Annotated in this window: 13 protein-coding genes; 10 read left to right on the top strand and 3 right to left on the bottom strand. The window is 45.4% G+C overall.

Annotated features, from left to right (window positions below):
- Window positions 1–7: 7 nt before the first annotated feature.
- The 7 genes from mrdA to lipA all read left to right on the top strand — a co-directional run bounded on the left by mrdA (window position 8) and on the right by lipA (window position 7,340).
- Complete coding sequence (gene mrdA, locus KI742_RS17090) at window positions 8–1,924, top strand: penicillin-binding protein 2 (protein WP_005384126.1); 1,917 nt, start codon at window positions 8–10, stop codon at window positions 1,922–1,924.
- A complete protein-coding gene (gene rodA / locus KI742_RS17085; protein WP_005384128.1) occupies window positions 1,924–3,045 on the top strand; it encodes a rod shape-determining protein RodA in 1,122 nt (373 codons plus the stop codon). Before mrdA ends, rodA begins: the two co-directional genes overlap by 1 nt.
- A 2-nt stretch (window positions 3,046–3,047) precedes the next feature.
- Complete coding sequence (locus tag KI742_RS17080; RefSeq protein WP_005384131.1) at window positions 3,048–3,851, top strand: septal ring lytic transglycosylase RlpA family protein; 804 nt, start codon at window positions 3,048–3,050, stop codon at window positions 3,849–3,851.
- Window positions 3,852–3,942: 91 nt separating this feature from the next.
- Window positions 3,943–5,121, top strand: coding sequence for a serine hydrolase (locus tag KI742_RS17075; protein WP_005384132.1), 1,179 nt, complete (start codon window positions 3,943–3,945; stop codon window positions 5,119–5,121).
- 139 nt (window positions 5,122–5,260) lie between these two features.
- Entirely contained in the window at window positions 5,261–5,539 is a 279-nt protein-coding gene (gene ybeD / locus KI742_RS17070) for a DUF493 family protein YbeD (RefSeq protein WP_005384135.1), read from the top strand.
- Window positions 5,540–5,715: 176 nt separating this feature from the next.
- Window positions 5,716–6,378: a lipoyl(octanoyl) transferase LipB gene (gene lipB, locus KI742_RS17065; protein WP_005384137.1), complete on the top strand. Its 663-nt coding sequence runs from the start codon at window positions 5,716–5,718 to the stop codon at window positions 6,376–6,378.
- Window positions 6,375–7,340, top strand: coding sequence for a lipoyl synthase (lipA, locus tag KI742_RS17060; RefSeq protein WP_046874298.1), 966 nt, complete (start codon window positions 6,375–6,377; stop codon window positions 7,338–7,340). Before lipB ends, lipA begins: the two co-directional genes overlap by 4 nt.
- Before the next feature lie 773 nt (window positions 7,341–8,113).
- Here the strand turns inward: lipA and glyA are convergent.
- Window positions 8,114–9,364 (bottom strand): serine hydroxymethyltransferase, encoded by a 1,251-nt coding sequence (gene glyA, locus KI742_RS17055; protein WP_005381985.1) that lies wholly within the window; start codon window positions 9,362–9,364, stop codon window positions 8,114–8,116.
- A 347-nt stretch (window positions 9,365–9,711) separates the two neighbouring features.
- On the opposite strand from glyA, the gene KI742_RS17050 reads away from it, so the two are divergent.
- The 3 genes from KI742_RS17050 to KI742_RS17040 all read left to right on the top strand — a co-directional run bounded on the left by KI742_RS17050 (window position 9,712) and on the right by KI742_RS17040 (window position 12,956).
- Window positions 9,712–10,314: a YitT family protein gene (locus KI742_RS17050; RefSeq protein ID WP_025768905.1), complete on the top strand. Its 603-nt coding sequence runs from the start codon at window positions 9,712–9,714 to the stop codon at window positions 10,312–10,314.
- Window positions 10,315–10,404: 90 nt separating this feature from the next.
- The gene (locus KI742_RS17045) at window positions 10,405–11,925 is read left to right on the top strand and encodes a winged helix-turn-helix domain-containing protein (RefSeq protein ID WP_017821759.1); all 1,521 of its coding nucleotides are present in this window, start codon (window positions 10,405–10,407) and stop codon (window positions 11,923–11,925) included.
- Window positions 11,926–12,056: 131 nt separating this feature from the next.
- On the top strand, window positions 12,057–12,956 hold the full coding sequence (locus tag KI742_RS17040; RefSeq protein ID WP_064369036.1) for a hypothetical protein: 900 nt from the start codon (window positions 12,057–12,059) through the stop codon (window positions 12,954–12,956).
- Window positions 12,957–13,055: 99 nt separating this feature from the next.
- Here the strand turns inward: KI742_RS17040 and treC are convergent, their stop codons facing one another.
- Both treC and treB read right to left on the bottom strand, forming a co-directional pair.
- Window positions 13,056–14,741, bottom strand: a complete 1,686-nt coding sequence (treC, locus tag KI742_RS17035; RefSeq protein ID WP_115385788.1) for an alpha,alpha-phosphotrehalase — start codon at window positions 14,739–14,741, stop codon at window positions 13,056–13,058.
- An 87-nt stretch (window positions 14,742–14,828) separates the two neighbouring features.
- The gene (gene treB, locus KI742_RS17030) at window positions 14,829–16,253 is read right to left on the bottom strand and encodes a PTS trehalose transporter subunit IIBC (RefSeq protein WP_005381959.1); all 1,425 of its coding nucleotides are present in this window, start codon (window positions 16,251–16,253) and stop codon (window positions 14,829–14,831) included.
- Window positions 16,254–16,412 lie beyond the last annotated feature (159 nt).

Here is a 16,412-nt window from a genome sequence, read left to right as displayed (position 1 = left end):
AGCGTTAATGATTCGTAAACGACGCAGTCAAATCCGAGATTATCAAGCCGAAGCGCGTCTGTTTGCCAGCCGCGCTATTGTTGCTTTTATCGGCATTGTTGTCTTGATGGGAGCTCTGGTTGCCAACATGTACAACATTCAGGTGAACCAGTTTCAAGACTATCAAACCCGCTCGAACGATAACCGCATCAAAGTGGTGCCTATCGCGCCTAACCGAGGTCTAATTTATGACCGAAATGGCGTTTTACTGGCAGAGAACCGTCCCGTCTTTAACTTAGAACTGACCCCAGAAAAAATTAAAGACATTGATGCAACCATCCAAGAATTACAAACTATTCTGGAAATTACACCAGACCAGATTGAACGTTTCCACCACGAGCGTAAACGGACTCGTCGATTTAAATCGGTCCCACTGCTGACCCAACTGAACGAAAAACAAGTAGCGGTATTCTCCGTCAATCAGTACCGCTTTCCAGGTGTGGAAATAAGTGCGACCTTAAAGCGCTACTACCCTTTCAGCGAAGTCTTAACCCACGTGATTGGTTACGTTTCTCGAATCAATGATCGCGACATGCAGCGCCTGATCCGAGAAGAAAAAGACGCAAACTATCAAGCCACTCGCGACATTGGTAAGCTGGGTATTGAAAAATACTACGAAGACCTCTTACACGGTACAGCCGGATATCAAGAAGTCGAGGTAAACAGCCGCGGCCGAGTAATTCGTACCTTAAAGTACGTTCCACCTGTACCCGGAAAAGACATCGTTTTAAACCTTGATATCAACTTGCAGTTGTACGTACACCAATTATTGGACGGCCGCCGAGGCAGTGCTGTAGTAATCGATCCTAGAGACAACGGCGTACTGGCTATGGTTTCGAGCCCTAGCTACGATCCTAACTCGTTCGTGCACGGAATCTCAGGTAAAGACTATCGCGCCCTTTTGAACGATAAAAACCGTCCTTTGGTCAACCGCACTACACTTGGCATTTACCCTCCTGCGTCTACCATCAAACCATTTATGGCGGTAGCCGCGCTGCAAGAAGGTGTCGTCACACCTAACACCACACGAAATGACCCTGGTTATTGGCGCATACCAAACTCCAACACACGCCCGTTTCGTGACTGGTTGCGTTGGGGGCACGGGCGCGTCGATATCATTAAGTCGATCGAAGAGTCTGTTGATACCTTCTACTATCAAATCGCTTATGACATGGGTATTGACCGTATTTCGAATTGGATGATGATGTTCGGTTTTGGTGATTACACTGGCATTGATATCTACGAAGAAAGTAAGGCGAATATGCCGACTCGTGACTGGAAAATGTCTCGCCATAAAACCCCATGGTATAAAGGTGATACGATCCCTGTAGGTATCGGCCAAGGATATTGGACAGCAACACCAATGCAAATCGCCAAAGCAACCTCCGTATTAGTAAACGAGGGAGAAGTGATCGCACCTCACTTGCTCAAAGCGACGATAGAAAATGGTAACGACTTCGAAGAGCAGCAAACGACAGAATACGTGACTTACCCACCAATCAAGAATGTGCCTAAAAAGTACTGGGATATGGCGAAAGAAGGCATGCGTCGGGTAAACCATGGCACGCGCGGAACAGCTCGTCGCTCATTCTACAAAATGAATTATGAAACAGCGGGTAAATCAGGTACTGCACAGGTCTTCGGTCTGGGTGAAAACGAAGAGTACAACGCCGATGAGATCGCCGAGCACTTACGTGACCATGCGTTATTTACTGGCTTTGCACCATTTGATGATCCTAAAGTGGTCGTCACTGTAGTACTAGAAAATGCCGGTGGTGGTTCTAGTAACGGTGCCCCAGTAGTAAGGAAAATTTTTGACCGAGTCGTTCTTGGTCCAGAAGAAATTGAGCCTGAAAACAATGCGAAGAAAGAGGTAAAACAGTAATGAAGATGGATCCCTCTACAGGTAAAAATCGCGCCCTGTTTGAACGCTTCCATATCGACTTACCACTCCTACTTGGCATACTGGCCCTGATGGGGTTTGGCCTGGTGATCATGTACAGCGCCAGTGGCCAAAGTTTACTGATGATGGATCGCCAAGCCATGCGAATGGTGCTTTCACTCGTTGTGATGCTCGTCCTTGCACAGCTTTCTCCACGAACTTACGAAAGCTTGGCACCTTTGATGTTCGTTGGTGGCGTTATACTGCTTTTCGGCGTGCTGTTTTTCGGTGAAGCATCGAAAGGCGCGCAGCGTTGGCTTAACCTCGGTTTTGTGCGCTTTCAACCGTCAGAGCTATTGAAGCTCGCGGTGCCATTAATGGTAGCTCGCTATGTTGGTAGACAGCCCCTCCCACCAACGCTAAGAACACTCATTGTTGCACTGATTATGGTCTGCTTACCAACCATTCTCATTGCAAAACAGCCTGACTTAGGTACCTCAATCCTGATCGCGGCTTCCGGTATTTTTGTTATCTTCCTCGCCGGCATTAGCTGGAAAATAATTGCTGGTGCTGCGATTGCATTAGGTGGTTTCATTCCAATTCTGTGGTTTTTCTTGATGCGAGAGTATCAAAAAGTGCGAGTTCGTACTCTATTTAACCCGGAGTCTGATCCGCTAGGAGCGGGCTACCACATTATTCAGAGTAAAATTGCGATTGGCTCCGGCGGTATTTCCGGCAAAGGTTGGTTGCAAGGTACGCAGTCACAACTAGAATTTCTTCCTGAACGACACACTGACTTTATCTTTGCAGTAATTGCTGAAGAATGGGGTATGATTGGCTTCCTTTGCCTTTTAGCCATCTATCTATTTATTATTGGACGAGGTTTATATCTCGCCAGCCAAGCGCAAACCGCATTTGGACGAATGATGGCAGGCAGTATTGTACTCAGCTTCTTCGTGTATATTTTTGTAAATATTGGCATGGTAAGTGGCATCCTACCTGTAGTAGGTGTACCGTTGCCACTCATCAGTTATGGCGGCACATCAATGGTAACCTTGATGGCTGGTTTTGGTATTCTGATGTCGATTCATACGCACCGAAAAGCATTCTCTAAGGCGACCTAGACATGCAAAAACGCGCTTTATATTCCTTGGTTTTCTCTGCTCTTATTTTGGCAGGCTGTTCATCAACTAGCCAAAAAGAACAAGAAGGCCGTTACGAACTCGAATCCGATGTTGCACCGGATACACCGCTTTCAGTCGAACACATCGAGGATGCGCATCCTAAATATGAACCGTACAGCCTAGGTGGGAACAAAGATTACCACTTGCGTGGCAAAGACTACAAAATAGTTCGCAATGCGAAAGGCTTTAAAGAAAAAGGCCGCGCATCTTGGTATGGGAAAAAATTCCAAGGTCATTTGACTTCTAATGGCGAAATCTATGACATGTACTCAATGACGGCAGCGCATAAAACGCTACCGTTACCAAGTTACGTAAAAGTTACCAATACTGACAACGGCAAAACCACCGTAGTACGAGTTAATGACCGAGGTCCTTTTCACGATGGTCGTATCATTGATTTAAGCTATGCCGCCGCGCACAAGTTAGATGTCATAAAAACAGGCACCGCGAACGTGGAAATTGAAGTGATCAGTATCAATCAGCCCACGGACAAAAAGTCATTAGAAGCGCACCCTAGGTACGTTATTCAAGTGGCATCATCAAAAAATGAAGAACGCGCGCGAACTTTAGGTACCGAGCTTGGTCAAAAGTTGGATACAGAAACTTTCCTAGAGAGTGCGAAAGAGTCTTATCGCTTGTTGTTAGGGCCATTTACTGACTATTCCCTGACGCAAGCCACATTAGATAAAGTAAAGTTGCTCGGCTATTCGTCTGCATTTATTAAAAAACACAACACTGCCAAATGACCTCGTGTCATGAATTTCTCTTTGATCCCCCTCTTACATAACTAGGGATTCTGATAAGATGTCTGCAGTTAACCCAAAAATTTGAATTACCATGAATAAAAATAAGTTTGTGAAATCTATTCTCGTTTCTTCGGTTGCCCTTTCTGCAACTTTCGCTCAATCTGCTCTTGCATCACCTATCGTTGTTCCAGATGCCCCTCAAATCGCGGCGAAGGGCTACGTGCTGATGGATTACCATTCAGGTAAAGTACTGGCAGAGAAAGAGATGAACACAAAATTGTCTCCAGCTAGTCTGACTAAGATGATGACCAGCTATGTAATCGGCCAAGAGCTAGCGCGTGGTAATATCTCAGAAGATGATGATGTCACCATCAGTAAAAATGCGTGGGCGAAAAACTTCCCTGATTCATCAAAGATGTTCATTGAAGTAGGCACAACAGTTAAAGTACGTGACCTGAACCGAGGTATCATCGTCCAGTCAGGTAACGATGCCTGTGTTGCGATGGCAGAACATATTGCAGGTTCAGAAGATGCGTTTGTTGACCTAATGAACGCTTGGGCCAACACATTGGGTATGACTAACTCGCACTTTGCCAACGTTCATGGCTTAGATAACGCAGAATTGTACTCAACACCATACGACATGGCACTGCTAGGTAAAGCACTTATCCGTGACGTACCAAATGAGTACCGAGTATACTCAGAGAAGAAATTTACTTACAACGGCATCACCCAATACAACCGTAACGGTCTACTTTGGGATAAGAGCATGAACGTTGACGGCATCAAAACGGGTCACACAAGTAATGCGGGTTACAGCCTAGTAAGTTCAGCAACTGAAGGTCAAATGCGCTTGGTTGCGGTCGTTATGGGTACTAAAGATGCCAATGCTCGTAAGTCAGAAAGCAAAAAGCTGCTAAGCTACGGCTTCCGTTTCTTCGAAACAGTGGCACCGCACAAAGCAGGTGAAACGTTCGTAGAAGAAAAAGTGTGGATGGGTAACAAAGACACCGTAGCACTGGGTCTTGACCAAGATACTTACGTAACACTACCGCGTGGTGAAGCGAAAAACTTAAAAGCAAGCTTCGTCCTTGAAAAAGAGCTAGAAGCCCCAATTAATAAAGGTGATGTAGTTGGTAAGCTATACTATCAGATCGATGGTGAAGATATTGCCGAGTACCCACTAATGGCACTAGAAACCGTAGAGCAAGGTAGTCTATTTAGCCGCATGTGGGATTACATCGTATTGTTATTCAAGAGCTTCTTCTAAAAAGAACGTTAGAGTAGCAAACTTATTCGCAAAGCCGCCTGAATGGGCGGCTTTTTAAGTTTGAGCTCCTCGTCTTGAGTTCCCCCTAATTTGACTGTACTATTTCGCACCGCAACGAATATCTACTGGAGTTATCGATATGCTAACCATCAACTCTGATGCAAAATTAAAAGACCTGCTTGAGTTCCCTTGTTCATTTACTTACAAGGTAATGGGTCATGCAAAGCCTGAACTTCCAGAGCTTGTTCTTGAAGTTATTCAGCGCCATGCTCCAGGTGACTACAGCCCGACCGTTAAACCAAGTGCTAAGGGCAACTACCACTCTGTGTCAATCAACATTACTGCAACCTCTATCGAGCAGGTTGAGACACTGTACAAAGAGTTAGGTGAAATTGACATCGTACGCATGGTTCTATAATTTTTTGATATATTAAATTTTTTTTGAAAGCAGCCTTGGCTGCTTTCTTTTTATTTATCAAAGAGATAACGAGGCTTTACATCGCTTTCAGTTAAAAATCTGTTACGCAGCGGTAGAGCATCAGGGTTATCCGGTTTATAATCCAAAAACTTTATATATTAGCAACAGGAATTCCCATGCAACACCAACTTGTTGTAAAACGACTTGGCCGCCAAGACTATGAGCCTGTATGGAAGGCGATGCATGAGTTCACCGACCAACGCACAGAAGAAACCCGTGATGAAGTCTGGTTGGTAGAACATAACCCAGTATTTACGCAAGGACAGGCAGGTAAAGCTGAGCACTTGATTAACACTGGCGATATTCCTGTTGTACAAAGTGATCGCGGAGGCCAGGTTACGTATCATGGCCCTGGTCAGTTGGTCGCCTACTTCTTGATCAACCTACGCCGCAAAAAATTAGGTGTACGAGATCTCGTTACCACAATCGAGAACCTCGTGATCAACACGCTAAAAGCATACAATATTGACTCAGCCGCGCGACCTGACGCACCAGGTGTCTACGTTGCCGGTAAGAAAATATGCTCTCTCGGTTTACGCATTCGTAAAGGATGCTCGTTTCATGGTTTAGCCTTGAACGTAAATATGGATTTAACACCGTTTCTGCGTATTAACCCTTGTGGTTATGAAGGTATGGAAATGGTTCAGGTCAGCCAATTTGGCGGCCCAGACAATGTAGAAGCCGTAGAAAAACAATTAATAGAAGAACTCGTTACTTTGCTCGATTATGAGCAAGTAGAATTCAGCACAGAAGCACCTTCTCAAGGTAATAAAGCATGAGCAAACCAATCCAGATGGAAAAAGGCGTTAAATATCGTGACGCCGATAAAATGGCATTGATTCCCGTAAAGAACATGCCTACAGAGCAGAAAGAAGTGCTACGTAAGCCTGATTGGATGAAGATCAAGCTACCAGCCGACAGCCAACGAATTCAAGACATCAAAGCGGCGATGCGTAAGAATAAACTTCACTCCGTATGTGAAGAAGCATCTTGCCCGAACCTAGCGGAATGTTTTAACCACGGTACAGCAACCTTCATGATCTTAGGTGCTATTTGTACTCGTCGTTGTCCTTTCTGTGACGTTGCTCATGGCCGCCCATTACCACCGGAAGCAGAAGAGCCTCAAAAACTGGCGAAAACCATTGCCGATATGAAGCTGAAATACGTAGTAATCACTTCTGTTGACCGTGACGATCTGCGTGACGGCGGTGCACAACACTTTGCCGATTGTAACCGCGAGATCCGTGCGTTAAACCCGCATATTAAGATTGAAACACTGGTTCCTGACTTCCGTGGTCGCATGGATGTAGCGCTTGATCTAATGAAAGACAATCCGCCAGATGTCTTCAACCACAACTTAGAAACCGCGCCACGTCTTTACCGTAAAGCTCGCCCAGGTGCGAACTACAAATGGTCACTTGAGCTCCTTAAGAAGTTCAAAGAGCAGCATCCAGATGTACCGACCAAGTCTGGTTTGATGATGGGTCTTGGTGAAACCAAAGAAGAAATCATCGAAGTACTGAAAGATCTACGCGCACACGGCGTAACGATGCTGACTCTAGGCCAGTATTTAGCGCCAAGCCGTCACCACTTGCCAGTAGAACGTTACGTTCCACCTTCAGAGTTTGACGAGCTAAAAGAGATCGCACTAGAACTTGGCTTCACCCACGCAGCGTGTGGTCCATTTGTTCGCTCTTCTTACCATGCCGATATGCAGGCTCAAGGTATTGAGATTAAATAAGCACTCGCTTGTTTTGAAAAGAAAGGTTGGCTCAGTGCCAACCTTTTTTGTCTCTGCTGAATCTAAACTACTGTCGCTCTGATAACGAGCCTATCTCCCCAAATCAAAAGCGCGTCATTCAGAGAACCTAAGCGATATCAGGAATCTCATTTCAGCGCACTCTAAACAACAGTGAAAAAAGAGATTCCCTATCCCGCTCGTCCCTCGCTTGTAGGGAATGACGACGTTGGGCTCCTGAGCAAATCAAAAGTATATTCAAAGCCTAATAACCTCTTTCGTTTTCCACTCAAATACTCCCAAGCGTCCACATCAGAAACCAAAGCTCGTAATTCCGAAAAGCCTAGGCGATATCAGGAATCTCGTTTCAGTGCACTCTAAACAACAGTGACAACAATAGATTCCCTATCCCGCTCGTTCCTCGCTTGTAGGGAATGACGACGTTGGGCTCTTGAGTAAATTCAAAGTATCTTCAGAGTCTAATCATCACTTTCGTTTTCCACTCAAATACTCTCAAGCGTCCACATATAACAACTTGCCTCTCTGAAACCAAAGCTCGTCATTCCGAAGAGCCTAAGCGATATCAGGAATCTGCTTTCAAAGTACTCTGAGCTGATACTACCATACGCTAGAAAAACAAAAAGGCCCTCAAATGAGGACCTTTAAATTGGGTGAACTTTCAAAATAGATGAGTCGAGTTCTAGAAGAACACACGGAGTTTGCGCGAGCAAATGAGTATGTTCGACACCGAAATCGACTCACTCTATGAAAAGCAGTTAGGCGTAAACCGGTAGACGCTTACAAATTTCTAGCACTTTCTGTTTTGTCGCTTCGATAACTTCTTCGTTGCCGATGTTATCTAGAACGTCACACATCCAGTTTGCTAGCTCTTTTGCATCTTCTTCAGTGAAGCCACGGCGAGTGATCGCTGGCGTACCTACACGGATACCAGACGTTACGAATGGGCTGCGTGGGTCATTTGGTACTGAGTTCTTGTTTACAGTGATGTTTGCTGCACCTAGTGCCGCGTCTGCGTCTTTACCAGTGATATCTTTGTCGATTAGGTCAACAAGGAACAAGTGGTTTTCTGTACCATTAGATACGATTTTGTAGCCACGCTCTTGGAACTGACCAACCATTGCTTTTGCGTTTTTCACTACGCGAGCTTGATAAGCTTTGAACTCTGGCTCCATCGCTTCTTTGAACGCTACTGCTTTACCAGCGATAACGTGCATTAGAGGGCCACCTTGACCACCAGGGAACACTGCTGAGTTCAGTTTCTTGTACATATCTTCGCCAGCATTTGACAAGATAAGACCACCGCGAGGACCTGCTAGTGTTTTGTGCGTCGTTGTTGTTACCACGTGAGCATGCGGTACTGGTGTTGGGTATTCACCGGCGGCGATAAGACCAGCTACGTGCGCCATATCAACAAATAAGTAAGCACCTGCTTTGTCAGCGATTTCACGCATGCGTTTCCAATCAACGATTTGCGAGTAAGCAGAGAAACCACCGATGATCATCTTAGGTTTGTGTTCAAGTGCTAGCTGTTCCATCTCGTCGTAGTTGATTTGACCAGCTTCATCGATACCGTAAGGGATAACGTTGTAGTGCTTACCAGAGAAGTTTACTGGTGAACCGTGAGTTAGGTGACCACCGTGCGCTAGGCTCATGCCTAAAACTGTATCGCCAGGGTTAAGAAGCGCCATGTAAACTGCGCTGTTTGCTTGAGAACCTGAGTGAGGCTGTACGTTAGCGTACTCACAACCAAATAGTTGGCATGCACGCTCAATTGCTAGTGCTTCAGCTTTATCTACGTACTCACAACCGCCGTAGTAACGCTTACCTGGGTAGCCTTCAGCGTATTTGTTCGTTAGCTGAGAACCTTGCGCTTCCATTACACGTGGGCTTGTGTAGTTTTCAGAAGCGATAAGTTCAATGTGTTCTTCCTGGCGAAGAGTTTCTTCCTGGATAGCTGCGAACAGTTCCGCATCGTAATCTGCGATGTTCATATCACGCTTAAGCATCTGTATCTCCTGACTCAGATTAGTACTGAAAGTTGCAAAAAAACTGTTGAATGACCCGACGCAAACGTTTTCGTCACCCTAATGGCGCGCATTCTACATAATTTGATTTAGGTCATAAAGAGAAATTTACAATTTTTCTCATGCAGTTTTTTCATGATGACAAGCAATGTTTATCATGCCAGCATTGCAATCGCATAACGACAATCTATTGCCTGTCAAATTTGTGCTTTACACCCTGTAAAACAGCAATTACATAGGTTTACCGTAAATTTTACCCTCTAGCTACCGAAAAGATCATCTTTTTACTACTATGCACGCCTTATTTATCACTAATGACTGCAATATTGATGGAAAAACACTCATTAAAAGAAGACTGGATAGCGATTCTCACGGGTACCTTTTTAGTAGCTCAAGGCGTTTTCTTTCTCCAATCCGCGAGCCTTCTAACGGGAGGCACGACTGGATTGGCTCTGCTTATTAGCCAATTTACACCTTTTACCTTTGGTGTGCTGTACTTTTTAGCAAACAGTCCTTTTTACTTACTAGCATGGAAACGCTTCGGCCGTCATTTCGCCATTAATAGTGCCATTTCTGGCGCGTTGGTTTCTATCTTTGCCGATCATCTTTATTTGCTAATCTCGCTCGAATCGGTAAATGAAGTTTATTGCGCCGTCGCAGGCGGGCTTTTAATGGGGCTCGGTATGCTGATCCTATTCCGACATCGCTCCAGCTTGGGTGGCTTTAACGTGCTGTGTTTGTTTATCCAAGACAAATTTGGCATTTCAGTTGGCAAAAGCCAAATGGCAATCGATGCATGTATCCTGTTTGCTTCATTCTTCTTTGTCACACCAGAAGTGATTGGCCTTTCAATTTTGGGGGCGTTTGCACTCAATCTCGTGTTAGCGATGAACCACAAACCGCACCGCTATTCCGTGACCTACGGTTCATAAATTTTTGATAATGATTGAAGCGCGATTTATAAGATTTCGCGCTCCAATCGCTATATAATACTTCGCGATTTCCAAATAGATCGGTACGGTATGCGCGACTTTCTGCAACAAGCTAAACAGACTCACAGTTATATTGCGATTGGAGAGCTGATCTATAACCCGAAGACACAGACCCTTCATCAAGATGTTATCGCGATTGATCTTGAACCTCGCACCATTGAATTATTAGAACTGCTGTTAACAAGCGTTGGCCACCCACTCTCTGCTGACACCATTATTGAAACCATTTGGCAGAGCAAGTTCATCTCTAAGAATGTGCTCACGAACCGCATTAGCACCTTACGTGCCCTGCTACAGCAGTACTTACCCGAATACGATGCCGCTAAGCTTTTAGTCACTTACCCCCGCAAAGGCTACTTTCTTAACCCTGCCAATATTCGTTTGGTGCCACCAGCGAAAAGCCATCGACGCGTTATCCCAACTCAGGTTGCGAGGAATAAGAACTTCAAGCTGATTTTTGCTTATAGCTTGTGTGCCATACTTGCAGTTTGTAGCGTGACGCTCGCAAGCTTGTTATGGCAACGCCAAGAAATCTCAACACAACAAACACGTCATCAACTACTGATTCCCAAAGTCGAGCTACTACTCAACCGTGTCGATTCAATCGGCTCTCAGGCGCGAAAATACCGCATACTGGTCAAAGCCATCTTGCTGCAACAACAGGTCGAATATCCATACACCGACATCGCCAACCAAGATGCTCCCAGTTACTTTCTTGATCCTATCGGTCATGCGCCATATTTCCCTGGCGCACGAAACATGCAGACCAGCGACTACGAGCTCAATATCGAGTTAAAAGACGGCACAAAACAGGGCATCTTGAAAGCGCAGATGAACCTTATTTATCCTGCGACGGGCAAGCTAGCGTTTCGCAATGAGTACACACTGCGTTTATCTGACTTACAATCGGATATTTTCCAAATGCACTCGGATGTCGCGCAATACTTCAATCTGCCTGCACCTTCGGCAAGTACGTGGCAGCTTTCGGATATTCACAAAAAAATGTTATTCGAGAATGCCTTTTCTAGCCAACCTCTCCGACAATCTGATGAGTTTGCGGCTATAACAACGGCAAGACATCTCGCCTTATACGAGCACGAACATCAAAAGCTGGAAGCGTATTTAACTCAAGTACAATCGTCGTTTGATGTTTTGCCAGATGAGCTGAGCCTCTGGTTAGGTCTATTGCATTTCAAATTAGGTAACTTAGACAGGGCAAAAGCTCTGTTAACGACACCAGATGGCGACTCACGTATCCAAAACGCACTGATTTATACCTTTGTGTCTCACATTGCTTATAAGCAGAACAAACTTGAACAGTTCCGTCTCAACTACATGGAATCACTGGTGGCGCTGCTGCGCGTTTTACCTTCCGAAACCTTGTTTGAGCGTCTTTCTCAATCTGAATCAAAAGAGACTTGCCTCCAACCGTGGAAAACGTTGCATGTTAGTGTGACCGATCAAGAAATCATAAGCCGATGGAAAGCGCTCATTAACGAGTATTGCACTAACGTAGCCAACGAAATAACTCCAAACAAAACAAAGACATAAATATAAAATTAAGCTTTCATTAACCCCTGTTAGCTTTTGTTTTTTGCCCTTTTTCTCTCACTGAACTTAGCATGCTCGCATTCAAGCAACGGCCCAACATGAAACGGCCTTATCAATCAGGAATGTAAACCATGCTAAACAAAATGACGCTTATCGCAGCAGCAACTCTGGCTCTTTACGGCTGTGGCGGAGGTTCGTCTTCTGGCAGTGCGAATCCAAACAAAATGCCTCAAGAAAGTTTCGACGTCTCGATTCACAACTCAATCTTCGCTCCTGTACCAAACACACAATTGAGCTATTCGTTTAGCTTGGATGGCCAACCAGAGGGCGACATGAAACTGAGCTTCCAAGCGATGGATAGCGAGCAAATATTGGCAGCATTGGCACAAATCCCAAACAGCGAGGCAATGGTCCAATTGGTTAATGACTTGGTGAACTACGGCGCCGAACAGTTCTACTATTCAGACGAGCAGTACAACGACGACGAAGAGAGCAATACGCTTTACTTTGCAGGATCAGATGGTGCACTTCATGAAATCACTGACGCTTATTTCATTGGTCATCAGTTTATTGCCATGCTTATGCACAGCAGTCCGATTTTCCGCCTAAACGGTGACGACGTAAAAGAGAAAAGCCCGAATATTGACATCGGTGAAGAAACTATGTCTCTGCAAACCACTCTTACAGGCTACGCAGTTCACAACCTTCTAGACCGTTTTGAAGATCATGAGTGGGTACAAAACCTTCCTATGACAGCATCTTGCCAAGTGGTTTGGCAACAGCAAATCCGAGAGACTGGTATGCGTAAAGCGTTCTCGATCTCAGGCAAGAAAATTGAAGCGGCATACCTGATGGAAGAGAACATCTACAACCTAAACTGTGATGATATGGACTCAATGGAGTTCGCCACTTCGGCAGAACGTTGGTTTAATCCGAGCTTAGGTCTGATAGAACAAATTGAACTGCTGAAAGTACAACAAGTACAAATCAACGAAGAGAAAGTGCAGCTAACAGCGATTGAAACAAAATAAGCTCGCATTTTTTATAGATATCTCAATAAAAGAAGGCTTTGGGGAGCACACCAAAGCCTTCATCTCGAACATCAATCTTAGGGGTGATGACACCCGAGTTTATTCTTCTATCAATAAAATACGAGTTTCGTAAGGTCGTAACACTTGATGGTTTGACGCGACTGCGCTCGCTGAGTTTTGATAGTTAGATAGCAAGTTTTTCGCCTTACTCATATCAAAACATTCTGGCAGAACGCATTCCACCTCTTCAGCGTAGTAGTTATTGATACACAGCAGCGTTTGCTTATCGTTCTGACGAGCGTAAGCGAAAATACGTTTGTGCTCTGGCAGCAGGTCCTCGTAACGGCCATCGGTGATGACTGGAACCTGTTTACGCAGTTCAATCAGACGCTTGTAAAAGTAGAACACCGAGTTCAAATCGGCAACCGCAGCTTCAGCATTGATTTCAGAGTAATTCTGCGCCACTTCAAGCCACGGCGTGCCCTCAGTAAAGCCCGCGTGTTTTGCACTGTTCCATTGCATTGGTGTACGTGAGTTATCACGCGACTTCTGTGCCAAGATCGCCATCATATCGTCATGAGATACACCATCACGGTTGACCATGATGTCGTACATGTTAGTACTTTCAACATCACGATATTGGCTGATTTCGGTATAACCCGGGTTGGTCATGCCGATCTCTTCCCCCTGGTAAACATAAGGTGTGCCTTGCATCATGTGCACTGATGCCGCAAGCATCTTGGCAGATTCAACACGGTATTGCTCGTCGTTACCTAATCGGCTCACAACGCGTGGCTGGTCGTGGTTACACCAGAACAGCGCCCCCCACCCTTTGCCATTTAAGCCCGTTTGCCAATGATTGAAGATCTGTTTTAACTGAATGAAATCAAACGGCGCTTTGGTCCATTTTTCACCATTTGGATAATCGACTTTCAGATGATGGAAGTTGAACACCATGGATAGCTCTTTGCCGTCTAGCGAAGAATATTGCTGGCAGTGCTCTAGCGTAGTGGAAGACATTTCACCCACCGTCACGCTGCCGTATTTTTGAAACACAGATTCGCTAATCTCTTGAAGGTATTCGTGCACACGTGGACCATCCGTGTAGAAACGACGACCATCACCAATATCGTCACTTGGAAAATCTTGCTGCTTGGAAATCAGGTTGATAACGTCGAGACGGAAACCATCGACACCTTTGTCTGCCCAGAAGCTGATGACTTCTTTCACTTCTTCACGCACTACTGGGTTTTCCCAGTTTAAGTCCGCTTGCTCTTTAGCAAAAAGGTGCAAATAGTACTGGCCTGTTTTTTCATCCAGCGCCCAAGCGTTGCCACCAAACTTTGATTGCCAGTTGTTTGGTTCAGCACCATCTACCGGATCTTTCCAGATGTAGTAATCACGGTATGGGCTGTTTTTATCACCCAGTGCGGATTGGAACCACTTGTGTTCTGTCGACGTGTGGTTCACTACAATGTCCATGATGATACGAATACCCAACTGATGCGCTTCTGCTAGCAAAGTATCGAAATCTTCCATAGTGCCGAACTCAGGGTTGATCGAGTAGTAATCGGATATGTCATAACCGTTGTCGATCATTGGTGATTGGTAAACCGGCGTCAGCCAAATCGCATCCACACCAAGATGCTTAAGATAATCCAGCTTAGAAATGATCCCTTTGATGTCGCCCGTGCCTTTACTGCCACTGTCACAAAAGCTTTTTGGGTAAATTTGATAGATGGTTGCGGTTTTCCACCAGCTCTCATCATGCTTGGTCATAGCCATTTCTAACACTCACTTACCAGTAATCGGAAACTTAAAATTTGAAAAGAAAAATAGGAGGAGGCAGCCAAGTCACTGCCTCAAATAGAATTACGCGTTTGCAGGCTCAAGCTCACCTTTGGCTTGTGCACGCTTATAAAGAATTAACGTTAATGCAGCAGGTACCAGCATTGCGACTAACATAGCCAAAGCAAAAATGCCCCAGAACTGCGGTTGGATAGACAAGATGCCCGGCAAACCGCCCACACCGATACCGTTCGCCATTACGCCCGCACTACCGCAAATAGCAGCAGCACACGCACTACCGATCATCGCGCTCAGCATTGGGAACTTGTATTTCAAGTTGATGCCGTACATCGCCGGTTCAGTCACGCCAAGGTAAGCAGAGATAGCCGCAGGCACTGAGATATCACGCTCGCCGTGTTTTTTACTGATGATAATGATGCCGACGACCGCAGACGCTTGAGCAATGTTTGAAAGTGCAATCAGAGGCCAAATTGGCGTACCGCCTAGCTCTTGCATCAGTTGAAGGTCTACCGCGTTGGTAGTGTGGTGAATACCAGTAATGACCAATGGCGCGTATAGGAAGCCGAAGATGGTTGAGCCAATCATTGCGAAGTCACCCGTCATGGCTGCTTTTGCTGCGAAAGCAACGCCGTCACCCAACATACGACCGAATGGACCAATGATAGAGTGCGCAAGAATCACAGACACAATGATTGAGACAAACGGCACGACCACTAGGTAAAGGTAAGACGGAATGATGCGTTTTAAGTTGGTTTCAATAAACGCCAGAGCCATACCAGCAAGCATTGCTGGAATCACTTGCGCCTGATAGCCCACTTTCTCGATGGCGAATAAGCCAAAGTCCCACACTTCAGGTACTTGCTTACCAATCAGGTAGGCGTTCATCAACTGCGGCGAAACCAATGTCACACCAAGCGTGATACCCAGAATCGGAGTACCGCCGAGCTTTTTCACTGTCGACCAACACACGCCAACCGGTAGGAAGAAGAAGATCGCCTCACCAATCAGCCATAAGAAAGAGTGTACCGTTGCCCAAAACTGGCTGATTTCCGTTAGCGTTTGACCATCAAACATCTTGATGTCGCCAATCACATTACGGAAACCAAGGATCAGACCACCAGTGATGATCGCTGGTAGCAGTGGTACAAAGATTTCTGCAAGGTGGGAAATACCACGCTCAACGATATTCATGTTTTGACGAGCAGCGTTCTTCGCTTCGTCTTTGCTGGCTTCACTTTTACCCGTCAGTCCGATCAGTACCTTGTAAACTTCATCCACTTCAGTACCGATAACCACTTGGAACTGGCCTGCGTTGGTAAAACAGCCCTTCACCATCGGTAATGCTTCTAACTGTTTCGTATCTGCTTTGTCCGTATCATTTAGAACAAAACGCAAGCGAGTTAAACAGTGACTTACACTGGCAATATTGTCCGGCCCCCCGACCAGCTCAATAAGACGCTCCACGTCTTTACGCGCAATCTTACTCATAACTTTGTCCACCCTGTATTGGATACATTCGATTCATCATTTTGTTTTTATAAATGGGAACATTCCCATTTCTTAATTTTAATATTGCCATTCGAAGACAAAAAACAAAATGGGAACAGTCCCATTAATTGAGAGTGATCACAGTATAATTTTAGAGCA

Origin of the sequence: Vibrio sp. D417a (genome assembly GCF_030248595.1) — a bacterium.
Lineage (GTDB): Bacteria > Pseudomonadota > Gammaproteobacteria > Enterobacterales > Vibrionaceae > Vibrio > Vibrio alginolyticus.
The sequence above is the reverse complement of the archived record's forward strand: the minus strand, read 5'-3'. Positions and strand labels throughout refer to the sequence as shown.

Bases quoted from the DNA above. Each gene is read 5' to 3' on its own strand.
- mrdA (WP_005384126.1), top strand. From the start codon at position 8: ATGATTCGTAAACGACGCAGTCAAATCCGAGATTATCAAGCCGAAGCG.
- rodA (WP_005384128.1), top strand. From the start codon at position 1,924: ATGAAGATGGATCCCTCTACAGGTAAAAATCGCGCCCTGTTTGAACGC.
- KI742_RS17080 (WP_005384131.1), top strand. From the start codon at position 3,048: ATGCAAAAACGCGCTTTATATTCCTTGGTTTTCTCTGCTCTTATTTTG.
- KI742_RS17075 (WP_005384132.1), top strand. From the start codon at position 3,943: ATGAATAAAAATAAGTTTGTGAAATCTATTCTCGTTTCTTCGGTTGCC.
- ybeD (WP_005384135.1), top strand. From the start codon at position 5,261: ATGCTAACCATCAACTCTGATGCAAAATTAAAAGACCTGCTTGAGTTC.
- lipB (WP_005384137.1), top strand. From the start codon at position 5,716: ATGCAACACCAACTTGTTGTAAAACGACTTGGCCGCCAAGACTATGAG.
- lipA (WP_046874298.1), top strand. From the start codon at position 6,375: ATGAGCAAACCAATCCAGATGGAAAAAGGCGTTAAATATCGTGACGCC.
- glyA (WP_005381985.1), bottom strand. From the start codon at position 9,364: ATGCTTAAGCGTGATATGAACATCGCAGATTACGATGCGGAACTGTTC.
- KI742_RS17050 (WP_025768905.1), top strand. From the start codon at position 9,712: ATGGAAAAACACTCATTAAAAGAAGACTGGATAGCGATTCTCACGGGT.
- KI742_RS17045 (WP_017821759.1), top strand. From the start codon at position 10,405: ATGCGCGACTTTCTGCAACAAGCTAAACAGACTCACAGTTATATTGCG.
- KI742_RS17040 (WP_064369036.1), top strand. From the start codon at position 12,057: ATGCTAAACAAAATGACGCTTATCGCAGCAGCAACTCTGGCTCTTTAC.
- treC (WP_115385788.1), bottom strand. From the start codon at position 14,741: ATGGCTATGACCAAGCATGATGAGAGCTGGTGGAAAACCGCAACCATC.
- treB (WP_005381959.1), bottom strand. From the start codon at position 16,253: ATGAGTAAGATTGCGCGTAAAGACGTGGAGCGTCTTATTGAGCTGGTC.